At 66.3% G+C, this 15,521-nt stretch carries 13 protein-coding genes; 7 read left to right on the forward strand and 6 right to left on the reverse strand.

Annotation, left to right across the window (positions count from 1 at the left end; all coding sequences use genetic code 11):
- Nucleotides 1-38 precede the first annotated feature (38 nt).
- Together EDF74_RS16235 and EDF74_RS16240 are read right to left on the reverse strand one after the other, a co-directional pair.
- Nucleotides 39-488 (reverse strand): 3-dehydroquinate dehydratase, encoded by a 450-nt coding sequence (locus EDF74_RS16235; protein WP_123731076.1) that lies wholly within the window; start codon nucleotides 486-488, stop codon nucleotides 39-41.
- A 3-nt stretch (nucleotides 489-491) separates the two neighbouring features.
- Nucleotides 492-902 carry a hypothetical protein gene (locus EDF74_RS16240; protein ID WP_123731077.1) on the reverse strand — a complete coding sequence of 137 codons (411 nt, stop codon included), beginning with the start codon at nucleotides 900-902 and terminating at the stop codon, nucleotides 492-494.
- A gap of 177 nt (nucleotides 903-1,079) precedes the next feature.
- On the opposite strand from EDF74_RS16240, the gene lepB reads away from it, so the two are divergent.
- Nucleotides 1,080-1,712: a signal peptidase I gene (gene lepB / locus EDF74_RS16245; RefSeq protein WP_123731078.1), complete on the forward strand. Its 633-nt coding sequence runs from the start codon at nucleotides 1,080-1,082 to the stop codon at nucleotides 1,710-1,712.
- Nucleotides 1,713-1,844: 132 nt separating this feature from the next.
- On the forward strand, nucleotides 1,845-3,116 hold the full coding sequence (locus EDF74_RS16250; RefSeq protein ID WP_123731079.1) for an MFS transporter: 1,272 nt from the start codon (nucleotides 1,845-1,847) through the stop codon (nucleotides 3,114-3,116).
- On the opposite strand, the gene EDF74_RS16255 is transcribed toward EDF74_RS16250, so the two are convergent.
- Nucleotides 3,106-4,008: a LysR substrate-binding domain-containing protein gene (locus tag EDF74_RS16255; protein WP_123731080.1), complete on the reverse strand. Its 903-nt coding sequence runs from the start codon at nucleotides 4,006-4,008 to the stop codon at nucleotides 3,106-3,108. The two genes, EDF74_RS16250 and EDF74_RS16255, sit on opposite strands and share 11 nt — an antisense overlap.
- A gap of 10 nt (nucleotides 4,009-4,018) precedes the next feature.
- Entirely contained in the window at nucleotides 4,019-4,984 is a 966-nt protein-coding gene (locus EDF74_RS16260) for a LysR family transcriptional regulator (RefSeq protein WP_123731081.1), read from the reverse strand.
- Nucleotides 4,985-5,092: 108 nt separating this feature from the next.
- Between EDF74_RS16260 and aceB the strand changes: the two genes are divergently transcribed.
- From aceB to EDF74_RS16280, 4 genes are all read left to right on the forward strand, one after another.
- Nucleotides 5,093-6,739, forward strand: a complete 1,647-nt coding sequence (aceB, locus tag EDF74_RS16265) for a malate synthase A (protein WP_123731082.1) — start codon at nucleotides 5,093-5,095, stop codon at nucleotides 6,737-6,739.
- Nucleotides 6,740-6,790: 51 nt separating this feature from the next.
- Nucleotides 6,791-8,083 (forward strand): isocitrate lyase, encoded by a 1,293-nt coding sequence (aceA, locus tag EDF74_RS16270; RefSeq protein ID WP_123731083.1) that lies wholly within the window; start codon nucleotides 6,791-6,793, stop codon nucleotides 8,081-8,083.
- A 226-nt stretch (nucleotides 8,084-8,309) separates the two neighbouring features.
- Nucleotides 8,310-9,356: a GGDEF domain-containing protein gene (locus EDF74_RS16275; protein ID WP_123731084.1), complete on the forward strand. Its 1,047-nt coding sequence runs from the start codon at nucleotides 8,310-8,312 to the stop codon at nucleotides 9,354-9,356.
- A gap of 13 nt (nucleotides 9,357-9,369) precedes the next feature.
- Nucleotides 9,370-11,841, forward strand: a complete 2,472-nt coding sequence (locus tag EDF74_RS16280; RefSeq protein ID WP_123731085.1) for a putative peptide modification system cyclase — start codon at nucleotides 9,370-9,372, stop codon at nucleotides 11,839-11,841.
- Nucleotides 11,842-11,847: 6 nt separating this feature from the next.
- On the opposite strand, the gene EDF74_RS16285 is transcribed toward EDF74_RS16280, so the two are convergent.
- Nucleotides 11,848-12,156, reverse strand: a complete 309-nt coding sequence (locus tag EDF74_RS16285) for an NHLP-related RiPP peptide (RefSeq protein ID WP_148045966.1) — start codon at nucleotides 12,154-12,156, stop codon at nucleotides 11,848-11,850.
- A 168-nt stretch (nucleotides 12,157-12,324) separates the two neighbouring features.
- On the opposite strand from EDF74_RS16285, the gene EDF74_RS16290 reads away from it, so the two are divergent.
- The gene (locus tag EDF74_RS16290; protein ID WP_260232293.1) at nucleotides 12,325-13,491 is read left to right on the forward strand and encodes a putative peptide maturation dehydrogenase; all 1,167 of its coding nucleotides are present in this window, start codon (nucleotides 12,325-12,327) and stop codon (nucleotides 13,489-13,491) included.
- A gap of 21 nt (nucleotides 13,492-13,512) precedes the next feature.
- Here the strand turns inward: EDF74_RS16290 and EDF74_RS16295 are convergent, their stop codons facing one another.
- Nucleotides 13,513-15,495 carry an acetyl/propionyl/methylcrotonyl-CoA carboxylase subunit alpha gene (locus EDF74_RS16295; protein WP_123731210.1) on the reverse strand — a complete coding sequence of 661 codons (1,983 nt, stop codon included), beginning with the start codon at nucleotides 15,493-15,495 and terminating at the stop codon, nucleotides 13,513-13,515.
- Nucleotides 15,496-15,521 lie beyond the last annotated feature (26 nt).

Here is a 15,521-nt window from a genome sequence, read left to right on the forward strand (position 1 = left end):
CGTTTTTTTTGGGTTGCTGCTCCGCTGGGGCGGGCGCATCACGTCCCCACATGCACGCCCTCAGCGATTTCACTGCACCCCAGGTGATCCAGCGCGATCTCCAGCGCGTGCATGTAACTCTGCGCGCAGTACCCCCGGGCCACGCCGATGCGCTGGCCCACATGCGCTGGCAGGCACGCCTCCGGGGCGCGCGCATCGTCGTCGTGCACTTCCACGTAGGCGTTATGCAGATGCGGCAGCAGGCGCTGCAGGCGCGCGCTGTCCACGCACGCACCCGGATCGAGCAGGGTGACTTCGCCTCGGCTGTGATCGGCCACGCGCAGGGCATCCAGCAGTTCCTGCTCCGAGCCACACGCGCGGATCGCCACCGTGGTGCCCGCATCGATCGCGCGATGCACCAGGGATTTGAGGACGAGCGGCGGCAACGGCTGCGCGGTACGGATCAGCTGCCCGGCCGCTTCCGGCCCACGGATGATGAAGATCGACATGGCTCAGCCCTCTACGGCCTGCAGGCGATGGGCGGCGATCGCCAACGACAGCCGGCACGCATCCTGGCGACCGCTGCTGCAGACGACCCGCGCGGCCGGGGCATGCTGCGGATGCAGGTGCTCGTCCAGCGCGTCGTCGTCGTCGCTGGCCATCTCGATGTACGGCACCGGCAGGTCCTCCAGCGCGGTGCGCAGTGCCTGGCCGTAGCGCGCCCACTGCGGTGCATCGACCGCCGCGGTGGCGATCAGGACCAGCGCCGGGCGGCTGCGCTGGGCACGCTGCAGGCAGCGCACCAGGGCCGGCAGAGAGTCGCAGTCGCGGCAGGCCAGGCGGTGCCCGGCGACCCGTGCAGGCAGCGGCGACGCGTCCGGCACGGCGTTCGACGGTGTGTGCCGGATCAGCAGGATGGTCATGGAGCGTCTCTTCGAAGCACCCTTCGGTGCGGTGTCGCCACGATGCGGCTGCGCCCCGTAAAACCGCGATGCCGACCCGGCACGCCCGGCGTAAACAGTGCGTAGTTTTTGGGACCCGGCCAGGGAACTTGCCCGGCTCCCGTCCGGTCACAGCCACACACTTCCTGGAGCGCCCGTATGGACACCCCCGCCGCCGCCTCTGCCCCCACCGACCACCGCCTGCTGCGCTGGCTGAAGAAGGAAGCCCTGCCGCTGCTGGTGATGCTCGGCCTGCTCGCTGCGGCGCGCGACACCTTGGCCAACCACTACCAGGTACCCAGCGGCTCGATGCAGCACACGCTGATGCCCGGCGACCGGGTGGTGGTGGACATGCGCGCCTACGGCGTGCGCCTGCCGTTTACGTCGGTGGAACTGCTGCACACCGGCCAGCCGCAGCGCGGTGACGTGGCGGTGTTCGATTCACCGCAGGACGGCACCCGGCTGATCAAGCGCATCGCGGCGGTTGGCGGGGATCGGGTCGAGCTGCACGACGGTCACCTCAGCATCAACGGCCATCCGCTGGCTCAGGCCGGGGTGGGTGAGATCGAAGACTTCGGTCAGCATCTGGCGCAGCTGGATCTGGGCCAGGGCGGTGGTCCGGACATCACCGGCCTGACCGTGCCCGCCGGGCAGGTGCTGATGCTCGGCGACCACCGCGGCAACAGTGCCGACGGCCGCTTCTTCGGCCTGGTCCAGGCCAGCGCGTTGTACGGCAAGGCCTCGCACGTCTACTACCGACGCGGCGAAGGCCTGACCTGGCAGATGCTGTAATGCCCGTCGCGATCTGAATCGATATCTGCAACATCTCGATTCAGACCTATCAGGTTATGGATCGACCTGCCGGCGCTGCCTATCCTGAGCGCTGACTCCTCGCTCCGGCCCGTCTACGCGGGCCTTACCGGCATGAATGGCGACACCGCAGCGGTCCCCGATCGCAGCTCCCCGGCCACCGCAGCGGCGGCCGGCGATCAGATCCAGCAGGGCACCCCGGCCTTCCGGCGCACGGCGGCCGCGCTGTTCCTGGCCGGCTTTTCCACCTTCGGGCTGCTCTACACGGTGCAGCCGCTGCTGCCGGAATTCAGTCGCCACTTCGGTGTCTCCGCAGCCAACAGTGCGCTGACCCTGTCGCTGAGCACCGGTCTGCTGGCGGTCTCGATGCTGATCGCGGGATTGATCTCCGACCGCATCGGGCGTCGCAGCGTGATGGTCGCGGCGTTGCTGGCGTCCAGCGTGTTGTCTGTCGCCACCGCGATGGTGGATGACTGGACCACGCTGCTGGTGTTGCGCACGCTGCTCGGCATCGCGCTCAGTGGCGTCCCGGCAGTGGGCATGACCTACCTCGCCGAGGAAATGGACAGCCGCGCGCTGGGCCTGGCGATGGGCCTGTACATCGGCGGCAATGCGATCGGCGGCATGAGCGGTCGTCTCATCGCGGGCATCGTTGCCGACCATTGGGGCTGGCGCTGGGGTATCGGCGTGGTCTCGCTGATCGCACTGCTCAGTACCGTGCTGCTGTGGATCCAGCTGCCGCCGTCACGCCACTTCCAGAGCCGCCGTGGCGGCCTGCGCGAACTGCCTTCGCGCTGGCGCAGCCTGTTCGGCGATCCCGGGTTGCCGTGGTTGTTCGCCACCGCCTTCGTGTTGATGGGCGTGTTCGTCACCCTCTACAACTATCTCGGCTTCCACCTGCTGGCGCCGCCGTATGGCCTCAGCCAGACCGTGGTCGGCCTGATCTTCAGCGTGTACCTGGTCGGCACCTTCAGCTCGGCGTGGATGGGGCAGCAGGCCAATCGCCATGGCCGCAGCCGCGTGCTGGCGATCTGCTACGGACTGATCGCGCTGGGCATCGTGCTGCTCGCGATGCCGTGGCTGGGCTGCATGGCGGCCGGCATCGCGCTGGTGACGTTCGGCTTCTTCGGCGGCCACTCGGTGGCCAGCAGCTGGGTCGGCAGCCGCGCCGGTGCGATGCGCGCCGAAGCGTCCGCGCTGTATCTGTTCGCTTACTACCTGGGCTCCAGCGTGGCCGGCGTGCTCGGCGGTGTGTTCTACACGCAGTGGGACTGGCTGGGCGTGTGCGGTTTCGTCGGCGTACTGACCGTGGCCGGTGGCGTGATCGCGTGGCGTCTCGGCCAGCGCGTGCAACCGGCCGCCGCCGCGATTGCGCTCAGCCGCTGACGCCCTGCAGGAGCCGCGTGAAGTGACCGATCAACGGCGAAGCTGTGCCGCGGCGGCAGGCCACGTGCACTTCCGAACTGGCCGCTCGATCACTGAGTGCGACGAAGCGCGCGCCGTCCACCTGGATATGGCTGCACGAGGCGGGTAGCACCGTTACCCCCAACCCTGAGGCCGCCAGGCTGATCAGTGTCGAGGCTTCCCCGGCTTCCTGCACGATGCGCGGCGTGAAGCCGGCGCCCCGGCACAACGCGATGAAGTGATCGTGGATGCCCGCGCCGACCTCGCGCAGGAACCCGACGAACGGCTCATGCGCGAACAGACGCAGCGCCACCGCCGCATCGGCCGGCAACTCACGTACCAGCGGATGCTGGTCGTGCACCACCAGCGCGAGCGGATCACTGAACAGTTTGCGTGACATCAGCGGCGCGGGCAGGGCACGTTTGCGGATCAACCCGACATCCAGTTCGCCGGCCATCAGCGCATCGATCTGCTGCAGGGTGTTCATCTCGCGCAGCTTCAACTGCACCTGCGGAAACTGCTGGCGGTAGGCGAAAATCGCGCGCGGGATCTGCGTGGACAGCGGCGTGGCCCGGGTCAGCCCGATGCGCAGCTCACCGGTTTCCCCGCGCTGCGCGCGCTGGGTCAGATCGATCGCGGTATCCACCCGCGCCAGCACCTCACGCGCCTGCTCCTGCAGCACGCGCCCGGCGTCGGTCAGTTCCACCCGGCGGTTCGCGCGCAGGAACAGCCGCGCGCCGAGCAGTGTTTCCAGCTGACGGATCTGCTGGCTGAGCGGCGGCTGCGACATCCCCAGCCGCTCGGCCGCGCGACCGAAGTGCAGCGTCTCGGCGACGGCCAGGAAGTAGCGCAGGTGGCGGAGTTCGATGGACATGGGGCGTGCGTCAGCGCTCGGAATGGCCACTTTCATCATAGCTGCGCGGGCTGAACAGGTCCGGCTGGATCAGCTCGATGAACGCCCGTGCCTGCGCTGACAGGAACCGCCCGCGCCGCACGATCACGCCATAACTGCGCTCCGGGAACCACGCACCCATCGAGCGCGTCACCAGCTTCTCGCGGTCGGCATCGTGCAGGCAGAGCGCCGGCACGATCGAAATGCCCATGCCCATCGCCACGTACTGCTTGATCACTTCCCAGCCGCCCACCTCCAGCGCCACGGTGTAGGGCAGCCGATGCCGCTGGAACACCTGGTCAACCAGCCGGTAGGTGATCTGTCGTTTGGGCGGCAGCACCAGCGGGTACTGCGAGATCGCCTCCAGGCTCAGTTCGCCGTGCGCCAGCGGGTGCTCGGGCGGGGCGATCAGCACCTGCTCGAAGCGGTAGGCCGGGGCGTAGCTGAGGTCGGCCGGCACGTCGGTCATCGAGCCCACTGCCAGGTCCGCCGCATCGCTGCGCAGCAGATCGGTGCCGTCGGCGCTGATCGCGTTGTGCAGGGTCAGGCGGACATCGGGATGGCGCTGGCGGAAGCGCTCCACGATGCGCGGCAGCAGGTACAGGATGGTCGAGCTGTTGGCCGCGATGTTGAGCTCGCCGGCATCCAGCCCCTTCACCTTGTCGCGGAAGCTGGCCTCCAGCCCGTCCAGGTTCTCCACCAGCGGCAGCGCCATCTCGTACAGCAGCTGACCTTCGCGGCTGGGCACCAGGCGGCGGCCGCTGCGCTCGAACAGATTGACGCCGAGTTCGCGCTCCAGGGCCTGCAATTGCTGGCTGATGGCCGGTTGACTGACGAACAGCGCCTCAGCTGCCCGTGAGACTGATCCGAGGCGGACCGTCTGACAGAACGCCCGCAGCGGCTTGAGCCGATCGGATTTGTAGGAAAACCGGGGACTTGGCGTGCGCGGCGTGGTCATGGCGTCATGAGTATAAGCACCCCTTATGTAAGCCATTGCAATAACTGCTTTGTCAAATATCGGTACGCCGGCGCACGGTGGAGCTCAACCGCACCGCAGGAGCCCGCCATGTCCGCTGTCGCTTACGCCACCGCCCAGCCCACCCCCGCCGATGCACCGGCCACCCCGGGCATTGCCCTCACCACCCAGCTGGCCGGCCAGTCCGCGCTGCTGCCGGCGGGGGTGCTGGCGCTGCTGGTGTCGCTGCACCGGGCGGTGGAACCGGAGCGCCAGCGCCGGCTGCAGGCACGGGTGGCGCGCCAGGCCTTCTTCGATGGCGGCGGCCTGCCGGACTTCCGTGCCGATACCGCCGAGATCCGCAGCGGCGACTGGCATGTCGCCCCGTTGCCGGAGGCGCTGCAGGACCGCCGGGTGGAGATCACCGGCCCGACCGACCCGAAGATGGTCATCAACGCGCTGAACTCCGGCGCCAAGGTGTTCATGGCCGACTTCGAGGATTCCACCGCCCCGGCCTGGCGCAACCTGCTGGCCGGCCAGCAGGCGCTGATCGGCGCGGTGCGTGGCGACCTGACCCACACCGGGCCGTCCATCGATGGCAAGCCGGGCAAGCAGTACACGCTGCGCCCGTTCAACGAGCAGGCCGTGCTGATCGTGCGCCCGCGGGGCTGGCACCTGGATGAGAAGCACGTGCGCATCGATGGCCAGCCGATCGCCGGTGGCCTGTTCGATGCGGCGGTGTTCGCCTTCCACAATGCCCGCACCCTGATGTGCAGGCAGCGGGGCCCGTACTTCTACCTGCCCAAGCTGCAGAGCATGGAAGAGGCGGCGCTGTGGGAGACCGCGCTGTCGCACATCGAGGGCATGCTCGGCCTGCCGCATGGGCAGATCAAGGTCACCGTGCTGATCGAAACGCTGCCGGCGGTGTTCGAGATGGACGAGATCCTGCATGCGCTGCGCGACCGCATCGTCGGCCTGAACTGTGGCCGCTGGGATTACATTTTTTCCTACATCAAGACCTTCCGCCGGCACGCCGACAAGGTGCTGCCCGAGCGCGGCCAGGTGACGATGACGCAGCCGTTCCTGAAGGCGTACTCGGAGCTGCTGATCCGGACCTGCCATCGCCGTGGCGCACATGCGATGGGCGGCATGGCCGCGCAGATTCCGATCAACCATGACGCGGCCGCCAACGAACAGGCGATGGCACGGGTGCGGGCGGACAAGCTGCGCGAAGTCAGCGCCGGCCATGACGGCACCTGGGTCGCCCACCCCGCGCTGATCCCGGTCGCGCAGGCGATCTTCGACGCGCACATGCCCGGGCCGAACCAGCACCGCGTGCTGCGCAACGACGTGCAGGTTGGCCGCGATGATCTGATCGCCGCCCCCACCGGCACCATCACCCGCGCCGGCTTCGAGGGCAACGTCGAAGTCTGTGTGCGCTACCTGGCCGCCTGGCTGGACGGCAACGGCTGCGTGCCGATCCACCACCTGATGGAAGACGCGGCCACCGCCGAAATCAGCCGCAGCCAGGTATGGCAGTGGCTGCACACCCCCGGCCAGCACCTGGACGACGGCACCGCCATCGACCTGGCGCTGCTCGACGCCACCCTGGCCCAGCTGCCGGCGCGGCTGGGCGATACCGCCGCGCTGCCGGGCGGCGGCCGCATCCCCGCGTCCATCGCGCTGCTGGCCGAGCTCAGCCGCCGCGAGGAACTCACCGACTTCCTGACCCTGCCGGCTTACGACCGCCTCGACTGACCCCCGTCATCCCCCTGCTGTCACCGCATCCGTTCCCCTTGGAGATTCGACATGAGCACCCTGCAGACCGCCGAACAGATCCAGCACGCTTGGAACACCGACCCGCGCTGGGCCGGGATCACCCGCAACTACACCGCCGCCGACGTGGTGCGCCTGCGTGGCACCGTGCACGTGGAGCACTCGCTGGCGCGGCTGGGCGCGGAGAAGCTGTGGAAATACCTGCAGGAAAAGGACTTCGTCAACGCGCTCGGCGCGCTGACCGGCAACCAGGCCATGCAGCAGGTCAAGGCCGGTTTGAATGCCATCTACCTGTCCGGCTGGCAGGTCGCCGCCGATGCCAACCTGGCCGGCCAGATGTACCCGGACCAGTCGCTGTACCCGGCCGATTCGGTGCCGGCGGTGGTCAAGCGCATCAACAACACCCTGCTGCGCGCCGACCAGCTGCACCACGCCGAAGGCAAGGATGAGATCGACTTCCTGCAGCCGATCGTGGCCGATGCCGAAGCCGGGTTCGGCGGCGTGCTCAACGCCTTCGAACTGATGAAGGCGATGATCGAGGCGGGCGCGGCCGGCGTGCACTTCGAGGACCAGCTGGCCTCGGTGAAGAAGTGCGGGCACATGGGCGGCAAGGTGCTGGTGCCGACCCGCGAGGCGATCGAGAAGCTCAACGCCGCGCGCCTGGCCGCCGACGTGCTGGGCGTGCCGACCCTGCTGGTGGCGCGTACCGATGCCGAGGCCGCCGACCTGCTGACCAGCGATGTGGATGGCAACGACCAGCCGTTCACCACCGGCGAGCGCACCGTGGAAGGCTTCTACAAGACCCGCAACGGCCTGGACCAGGCGATCAGCCGCGGCCTGGCGTATGCGCCCTACGCCGACCTGGTCTGGTGCGAGACCGGCAAGCCGGACCTGGAGTTCGCCCGCAAGTTCGCCGAGGCGATCCATGCGAAGTTCCCCGGCAAGCTGCTGGCCTACAACTGCTCGCCCAGCTTCAACTGGAAGAAGAACCTGGACGACGCCACCATCGCGACGTTCCAGAAGGAGATCGCTACCTACGGCTACAAGTTCCAGTTCATCACCCTGGCCGGCTTCCACGCCCTGAACTACTCGATGTTCAACCTGGCCCACGGCTATGCCCGCCGCCAGATGAGCGCCTTCGTGGAGCTGCAGGAAGCCGAGTTCGCCGCCGCCGACCGGGGCTTCACCGCGGTCAAGCACCAGCGTGAAGTCGGCACGGGCTACTTCGACGCGGTGACCCAGGCGATCCAGCAGGGCCAGTCCTCGACCACCGCCCTGAGCGGGTCCACCGAGGAAGAGCAGTTCAACGCCGACCGGGCGGCCTGACCCCGTCCGGGCAGGGGGCCAGGGAGGGCCAGCAGGGCGGTCAGTCGGGGGACTGGCCGCCCTTTTCGGGTGCCGCAGCCCGGTCTTCAGGGGGTCGAAGGCGGCAGAACGTGCACCGTTTCACGATTTTGGGGCGTAATAGTCGGAAATGGGATAGGGCGCACAGTTTTGAGGAGTGCTATCCTCCATCGCTCACCAGGGGGCGCTGGAAAGCGGGTGTTCGGAAATGACCGGCAAGGGTGCGGCGGCGATCATGTGCGAACGAGAAACAGACATCGACCGAAAGGCGATGGCTGAGATCGTGCACGCCATCCTGAGCAGCGGCGAGTCGGCATTGTTCTCCGAGTTCGGCCGCCAGCGCAAGCTGGACGAAGGCACGCACCTGTTCCACCGCGGCCATGCCGGCAGCACGATGTACGTCATCGTCAGCGGCTGCATCGAACTGGATTTCGGCGAAGACCTGGTGGTCAAGTCGTTGGGCCCCAATGAGTTCTTCGGCGAGCTGGGTCTGCTGATCGGCGACCACCAGCGCAGTGCCGGTGCACGTGCCGTCGAAGACAGCGTCGTGCTCGAACTGGACCACGATGATTTCCAGCGCCTGGTCAACCGTGACCCCAGCCTGCTCGCCTATTTCCTGCGCCGCACGATCATGCGCGTGGTGGGCAACGAGCAGGTGCTGATCCGCCAGCTGCGCCGCCGCAACCACGATCTCGAAACCGCGCTGGACAACCTCTACGTCACCACCCACCAGCTCACCCACACCCGTGAGCTGGTGCGCACCGACGAGCTGACCGGCCTGCACAACCGGCGTGGCCTGGCGCTGTACCTGCAGGAATGCCGCGCGCAGGAAGACAGCGCGCCGCAGGGCCTGCTGCTGATCGACTGCGACCACTTCAAGCAGGTCAATGACGAACATGGCCACCAGGCCGGCGACCGCGTACTGCAGAGCGTGGCCAACATCCTGCGCTCGGTCACCACCGAGCTGGACATTGCCTGCCGACTCGGGGGTGACGAGTTCTGCCTGCTGCTGCGCCACGTCAACCCGGACAGCCTGCAGCACGCGGCCGAGTTCATCCTCAGCGCCGTGCACGGCCTGATGGGGCGCGCGCAGGGCGTGCCGCACCTCTGCCCGGTCAGCATCGGCGTATGCCTGATCGACCCCCGTACCGACTGGAGCGAGTGGTACGCTCGCGCCGACAACGCGCTGTACCAGGCCAAGCGCCTGGGCGGCAACCGATTGCACTGGTCGCGCTCGGCGACCGCCACACCCTGATCGGGAGATCGGCATGAACGGCGACAACGGAACGTCGACCCAGGCCCCGCAGATGCGGGCGCTGTTGTTCACCGATCTGTGCGACTCGCTGATCCTGGTGGAGCGGATTGGCGATGCGGCCGCGGCGGAGTTGTTCCAGGAGCATGATCGGCTGGTGCTGGTGTTGCAGCAGCAGTGGAATGGGCAGCAGATCGATCGATCGGATGGGCTGTTCCTGTTGTTCGAGCGGGCCATAGATGCGCTCGGCTTCGCGTTGGACTACCAGCGCGGACTGCAGCGTTTGGGGCAGGCGCGCTCCATCATGCTTCGCGCGCGCGCCGGCCTCCATGTGGGCGAGATCCTCACATGGGAAAACAGTGCGGAAGCGGTCAAGGTGGGGGCGAAGTCGGTGGAAGTGGAAGGGTTGGCCAAGCCCATGGCGGCCCGATTGATGACGTTGGCGCGACCCGGGCAGATTCTGCTGTCGGCGGTGGCCGAATCGCTCACCCACCGGGCGACTGCTGAACTGGGTGAGCGCGGTAAAAACCTGCTGTGGAAGTCGCACGGGCGGTGGCGCTTCAAAGGCGTACCGACCAGCCAGGAGGTCTTTGAGGTTGGCGAAGTAGGCTTTGCTCCTCTTCGAATGCCTCGTAGCAACGCTAAGGCGCGGCGCGACATTCCCTTATGGCGGCAGCCAGCGGCATTGGCCGCAGAAACGGCCGTCCTGGTCATGCTGGCTATTGGCGCTTGGGCAATGTTCCGTCCGGAGCCCGCAATAGCATTTGCTGAGCGGGATTGGGTAGTACTGGGTGATGTCAGCAACATGACCGACAACGCTCTGCTTGATGATTCGCTGCAACAGGCATTTCGTATCAGCTTGGAGCAATCACGGTACGTAAACGTACTTGGCGATCTGAAGGTGCGCGACACGCTTCACCGGATGCAGCGCAAACCCGACATGCCCATGGACAGACGCACGGCCAACGAAGTTGCGATTCGAGAGGGCGCGCGCGCGGTCATCATGCCGTCTGTCATGGAGGTGAACGGAAGTCTGCGGGTTGCAGTGGAAATCGTAGATCCCCGAACAGGGGCGACGGTCTACTCCGAGTACGCGGACGGGCGAGGTGTGGACTCGGCGCTCGCTTCCACTGACAGTGTGGTTGCGTCCTTACGCACGCGCTTGGGCGAGGCAATGAAGGACGTCAGCCGGACGTCCGCTCCTCTGCCCGAGGTAGCCACCAGCAATCTGGATGCGTTGCATGCGTACGCCGCTGGTCTCAAGGCATACGGAGAGTATCGATATCCGGACGCGCTGGCATTCTTTGAGCAGTCCGCACGATTCGATCCCGAGTTCGCCTTTGCGTACATTGGCCAAATGCGCGTTTATTTCGCTCGTGGCGAAACGATCCGCGCGCGACAGTTGCTGAAACGTACACTGGCATTGAAGGCAAAGATGGCGCCGCGCGATGCGCTTTATCTGGACGCCTGGGCATCTGAACTCAACGATGCAGGCGTTGCTGTTGCTGCGCATAAATGGAAGCTGCTTGGTGACCTGTACCCTGACTACCATGCCGCACACGCCAACCGTGCAAATGCCCTCTTCTCCCTCGGCCGTTACGGAGACGCCGAGGCGGTGGCCCGCCTTGCTGCTGTGACACAGAATCCAATGTACAACGTCGCCCTGCAAATGTTGGCCAGAACGCAGTTGGCGCAGGAAGAGCTGGATCAGGCGCTTCAGACGTATCGGCAGGTGGAGAGCGCGGGGCGAGGGCAACCCAATCGCGAATTCGCTTCGGTGCTTGCTGCTCGAGATGATTTTGTCGGAGCATCCAGGGTCTTGGATGCGATCCCCAACGACTCATTGCCGGCATGGTTTCAGAGAACAGCTATTGCCGCCGATCAAGGTCAGGCGGATGAGGCGCTGGGCAATGCGCGCAGGGCGCGTAAGTCGTGCGACATTGAGGGCCACGTCTGTAATGCACTTTCGCTTCAGGAATTGGCGCTCAGAACTGTTTCGGGCTCCGCTCCGCGCGGCGACGAGTTTGGGCAAGCCCTTTCCAACATGCACCAGCAGGCAATGGCGGCCGTTGGTAGTGACCGGGCTGAATGGCTGTACATGGGCTCTGCGGGCGTATACCTGGCCCAGCGCGCGGGGGAGAGTACGGTTGCCGAACGTTGGTCGCCGGTGTTCACCAGAATGGCGAGTGAACTTGGTGATCCGCGAGCCCGGCAGATGGCCGAACTTGCCAGCGCGGAAATCGATCGAAGATCGGGCCGCATCGATACCAGCATCAAACGACTGAGTGCACTGGTGGATGGTGCAGAGTTGTTCCAGGTACATGTGGCGTTGCACATGGCCTACCTGGACAAGGGTGATCAGGCATCAGCCGAGCGCGAACGCGTATGGCTTTCCAGGCATCGTGGGCTGGTGTATGCGGAGAACGCCGGTACGTATTCCCTGATGGCACTCAATGCTACTGACGCGCATAGTGCGCGCCAGCAGTAGCGACCGTCAGGGGCGGGGTTTACGTTTCATTTGTTCGTCTACCTTGCCTGCGACAAAGCAATGCGGCACATAAAATGAGGCGTGCGAGGCCAGGTACTTGAGTAGCTCGGTGCGCGCCTGCGCAAACTCTTCCTTGCTGGCCAGTTTCCCTGCCGGCTCGCACATGTGACACGAAGCGGCGGCTTCGTCGCTGACCTTGGTCATCGCGGACGCGGGATCCACGGCAAACTGGCTGCGAAAATCATCATCGGTGCACAAAAGATCCAGAAGGCGAACCGCATCTTCTGGGGAAAGCGGCTTCTTGTCAGCGGTCATGTCGGTCACATTGGGTGAAGAGTGGGTTGAGTGAGTGCCACTTCAACGGCAACTGCAATATCGGCCACCTGTACATCCTCTTTAGCATTGACCTGATGCTGATCGACGCTTCATTCCTGGGGACTGCAGCCGACAATGTAACAGCCCACTTCTCCCCGGAAGCAGAACGTGCCCCTCCCTCGTATCCGACGCTGCCGACATCTTTACCTTGAGCCCTGGCAATGCCGCGAGTTTTCATTGCAGGCAGTAATCGATGGCGGCAGCGGTCTTCAGGTGCGCTCCGCCTGGCGTGCCTTGGCCCCGCACCTGAATGCCCCCGTGGAAGTCTCCATTGCCATGATGCAACGGCTTGAGGCAGTTGATCCGGACGCGTGGCAGGCTCAGCGCTGCGGAGGCATCGACGTGGAACTGGAAGCACTGCTACAGCATGGACTTGTTCTGCAAGAGGGGTCCATCACTCCAGAGGCACTGGCGGACGAGCGCTTGCGGAGCCTGGATTGGTGGGGACCTGCTGCCATGATGCATTGGCAGTCCCGGTGGCAAGGACGTGACAGTGGAGTGGCGTTGGGCGTCGCCGGGCTGCAGACTGCAGCCGGTCTCCGTGACCGGCTGGGCCCGCCACCGCCTGCGACGGTGCCACCCCGCGGTAGCCGGATCGACCTTCCAAACCTCGATCTGGATGAGACCGACATCCTGCTCCAATCGCGCAGCACGTGCCGTAACTTTGACCGAGAGCGTTCCTTGTCGAAGGACACGCTTGTGCGCATGTTGCAGCGATGCTTTGGAGCGACGGGGACCTACGTCCTCGATGCAGACAGCACTTTCCTGAAAAAGAACGCGCCCTCAGCTGGAGGGCTTCATCCCACCGAGGCGTATCTACTCATTCAGCACGTGGATGGCATCACGCCGGGCCTGTATCACTATCACCCCCTTGACCACGCATTGACCCGTCTTGAAGACCAATCTGCCATCCATATTGGCTTGGCTAAGAAGATCTGTGCGGGGCAACCGTGGTTCTCCGATGCGCACGTTCAGGTGATTCTGGTGGCACGCTTCGCGCGATCACACTGGAAATACAGAAATCACGCCAAGGCCTACCGGGCCGTGATCCTGGACGTAGGGCATCTGTCACAGTTGCTGTTGACCTGTGCAACGGAACAGGGGTTAGGCGCGTTTGTCACCGCCGCAATCAACGAGAAAGATATTGAAGCCGCGCTGGACTTGGAGGGAATGGAGCAAGGCGTGTTGGCCGTATGCGGATTCGGTCACCGCAGCGCTCAGATGGCCACGACAGAGTTCGATCCCGTTGAGCGAGTATGGGAGCGGGTTCCCTGACGTGGCCCTTCGCATACGCGATCAACCCGCCTCGAAATCCACCAGCACCGCCCCATCGCCCACCTGGTCCCCGGCTTTGACCCGGTAACCCTGCACGGTGCCATCGGCCGGCGCCTGCAGCGTGTGCTCCATCTTCATCGCCTCCAGCACCAGCAGCGGTGCGCCGCGTTTGACCGCCGTGCCCGGTGACACGAGTGTGGCCACGATACGGCCCGGCATCGGCGCGACCAGGCTGCCGGCATCGGCGACGGACTGGTCCGCTTCGCTGACCGGATCATGCAGGGTGAAGCGCTGCACGCCCTCGCTGCCGAACAGGTACAGCTCATTGCCGTCGCGGATGACGGTGGCACGGTGCAGCTGCTCGCCGATCTGCACGCGCAATGCATCACCGGCCAGGCGGCCGCTGCCCTGCAGCGCATTGCCCTCCATGTGCACGGTCCACTGCTCGCCCGCGCCCTGCACGGCCACGCTGCGCTGTGCACCCCGGTGCTCCAGCGTCAGCGCGCGTGCGGCCGCCGCGCCGAGGCGCCAGCCATCCTGGGCCTGCCACGGCGAGTGCGGGTCGCGCGCATCACGGCTGGCGGCTTCGCTGGTGGCCACGCCGGCCATCGCGGCCAGCGCCCAGAGCGCCGGATCGCTGTCGCCGTCGTTGGGAGCCAGTGCGGCCTGCTCGCGCTCGATCAGCGCGGTGTCCAGCTTGGCTTGGGTAAACGAATCGGTCATCACCAGGCGGCGCAGGAAGGCGGCATTGGTGGTCACGCCGACCACTTCGCACTCGGCCAGGGCCTGCTGCATGCGGCGCAGCGCGGCGTCGCGGTCGACGTCCCAGACGATCAGCTTGGCGATCATCGGGTCGTAGAACGGGGTGATCGCATCGCCCTGCTCGACACCGGCGTCCACGCGCACGTGCGCGGTGTTGGCCGGCAGGCGCAGGTGGCGCAGGGTGCCGGTGGAGGGCAGGAAACCGCGGTCGGCGTCTTCGGCATACAGGCGGGCTTCCAGTGCATGCCCGCGGATCTTCAGCTGATCCTGCTGCAGCGGCAGCGGTTCACCGCTGGCCACGCGCAGCTGCCACTCGACCAGGTCGGTGCCGGTGATGCACTCGGTGACCGGGTGCTCCACCTGCAGGCGGGTGTTCATTTCCATGAAGTAGAAATCGCCATCCGGGCCGGCGATGAACTCCACCGTGCCCGCGCCGACGTAGTTGACCGCGCGCGCGGCATCGACGGCGGCCTTGCCCATCGCGGCGCGGCGCTCGGGCGTCATGCCGGGCGCGGGCGCTTCTTCGAGCACCTTCTGGTGGCGGCGCTGCACCGAGCAGTCGCGCTCGAACAGGTACACCACGTTGCCGTGGCTGTCGCCGAACACCTGGATCTCGATGTGGCGCGGACGCTCCACATACTTCTCCACCAGCACGTGTGCGTTGCCGAACGCGGACTGCGCTTCACGCTGGCAGCTGGCCAGCGCCTCGGTGAAGGTCGCGCTGTCGTCCACGCGGCGCATGCCCTTGCCACCGCCGCCGGCGCTGGCCTTGATCAACACCGGGTAGCCGATGCTGTCGGCCTGCTGGCGCAGGAACTCGGGGATCTGCTCGTCGCCGTGGTAGCCCGGGGTGAGCGGTACGCCGGCCTGCTGCATCAGCGCCTTGGCCGCGCTCTTGTCACCCATCGCGCGGATCGCCGCAGCGGAGGGGCCGATGAACACGAGGCCCGCCTCGGCGCAGGCCTGCGCGAAGCCGGCGTTCTCCGAGAGGAAGCCGTAGCCGGGATGGATCGCCTGCGCGCCGGTGCGGCGGGCGGCTTCCAGGATCGCGTCGCCGCGCAGGTAGCTCTCACGCGCCGGCGCCGGGCCGATCGCGATGGCCTCGTCGGCCAGGCGCACGTGGCGCGCGTTGCGGTCGGCGTCGGAGTACACCGCCACGGTGGCGATGCCCAGGCGCTGGCAGGTAGCGATGACGCGGCAGGCGATTTCGCCACGGTTGGCGATCAGGATCTTGGTGAACATGGTGGTCTCGTTGCGCGGGCCAGGGG

Source organism: Stenotrophomonas rhizophila (assembly GCF_003751305.1).
Lineage (GTDB): Bacteria > Pseudomonadota > Gammaproteobacteria > Xanthomonadales > Xanthomonadaceae > Stenotrophomonas > Stenotrophomonas rhizophila_B.

Excerpts from the sequence above, each read along its gene's own strand:
- aceB (WP_123731082.1), top strand. The coding sequence starts at position 5,093 with ATGTCCGCTGTCGCTTACGCCACCGCCCAGCCCACCCCCGCCGATGCA.
- EDF74_RS16295 (WP_123731210.1), bottom strand. The coding sequence starts at position 15,495 with ATGTTCACCAAGATCCTGATCGCCAACCGTGGCGAAATCGCCTGCCGC.
- EDF74_RS16250 (WP_123731079.1), top strand. The coding sequence starts at position 1,845 with ATGAATGGCGACACCGCAGCGGTCCCCGATCGCAGCTCCCCGGCCACC.
- EDF74_RS16235 (WP_123731076.1), bottom strand. The coding sequence starts at position 488 with ATGTCGATCTTCATCATCCGTGGGCCGGAAGCGGCCGGGCAGCTGATC.
- lepB (WP_123731078.1), top strand. The coding sequence starts at position 1,080 with ATGGACACCCCCGCCGCCGCCTCTGCCCCCACCGACCACCGCCTGCTG.
- EDF74_RS16285 (WP_148045966.1), bottom strand. The coding sequence starts at position 12,156 with ATGACCGCTGACAAGAAGCCGCTTTCCCCAGAAGATGCGGTTCGCCTT.
- EDF74_RS16260 (WP_123731081.1), bottom strand. The coding sequence starts at position 4,984 with ATGACCACGCCGCGCACGCCAAGTCCCCGGTTTTCCTACAAATCCGAT.
- EDF74_RS16280 (WP_123731085.1), top strand. The coding sequence starts at position 9,370 with ATGAACGGCGACAACGGAACGTCGACCCAGGCCCCGCAGATGCGGGCG.
- EDF74_RS16275 (WP_123731084.1), top strand. The coding sequence starts at position 8,310 with ATGACCGGCAAGGGTGCGGCGGCGATCATGTGCGAACGAGAAACAGAC.
- aceA (WP_123731083.1), top strand. The coding sequence starts at position 6,791 with ATGAGCACCCTGCAGACCGCCGAACAGATCCAGCACGCTTGGAACACC.
- EDF74_RS16255 (WP_123731080.1), bottom strand. The coding sequence starts at position 4,008 with ATGTCCATCGAACTCCGCCACCTGCGCTACTTCCTGGCCGTCGCCGAG.
- EDF74_RS16240 (WP_123731077.1), bottom strand. The coding sequence starts at position 902 with ATGACCATCCTGCTGATCCGGCACACACCGTCGAACGCCGTGCCGGAC.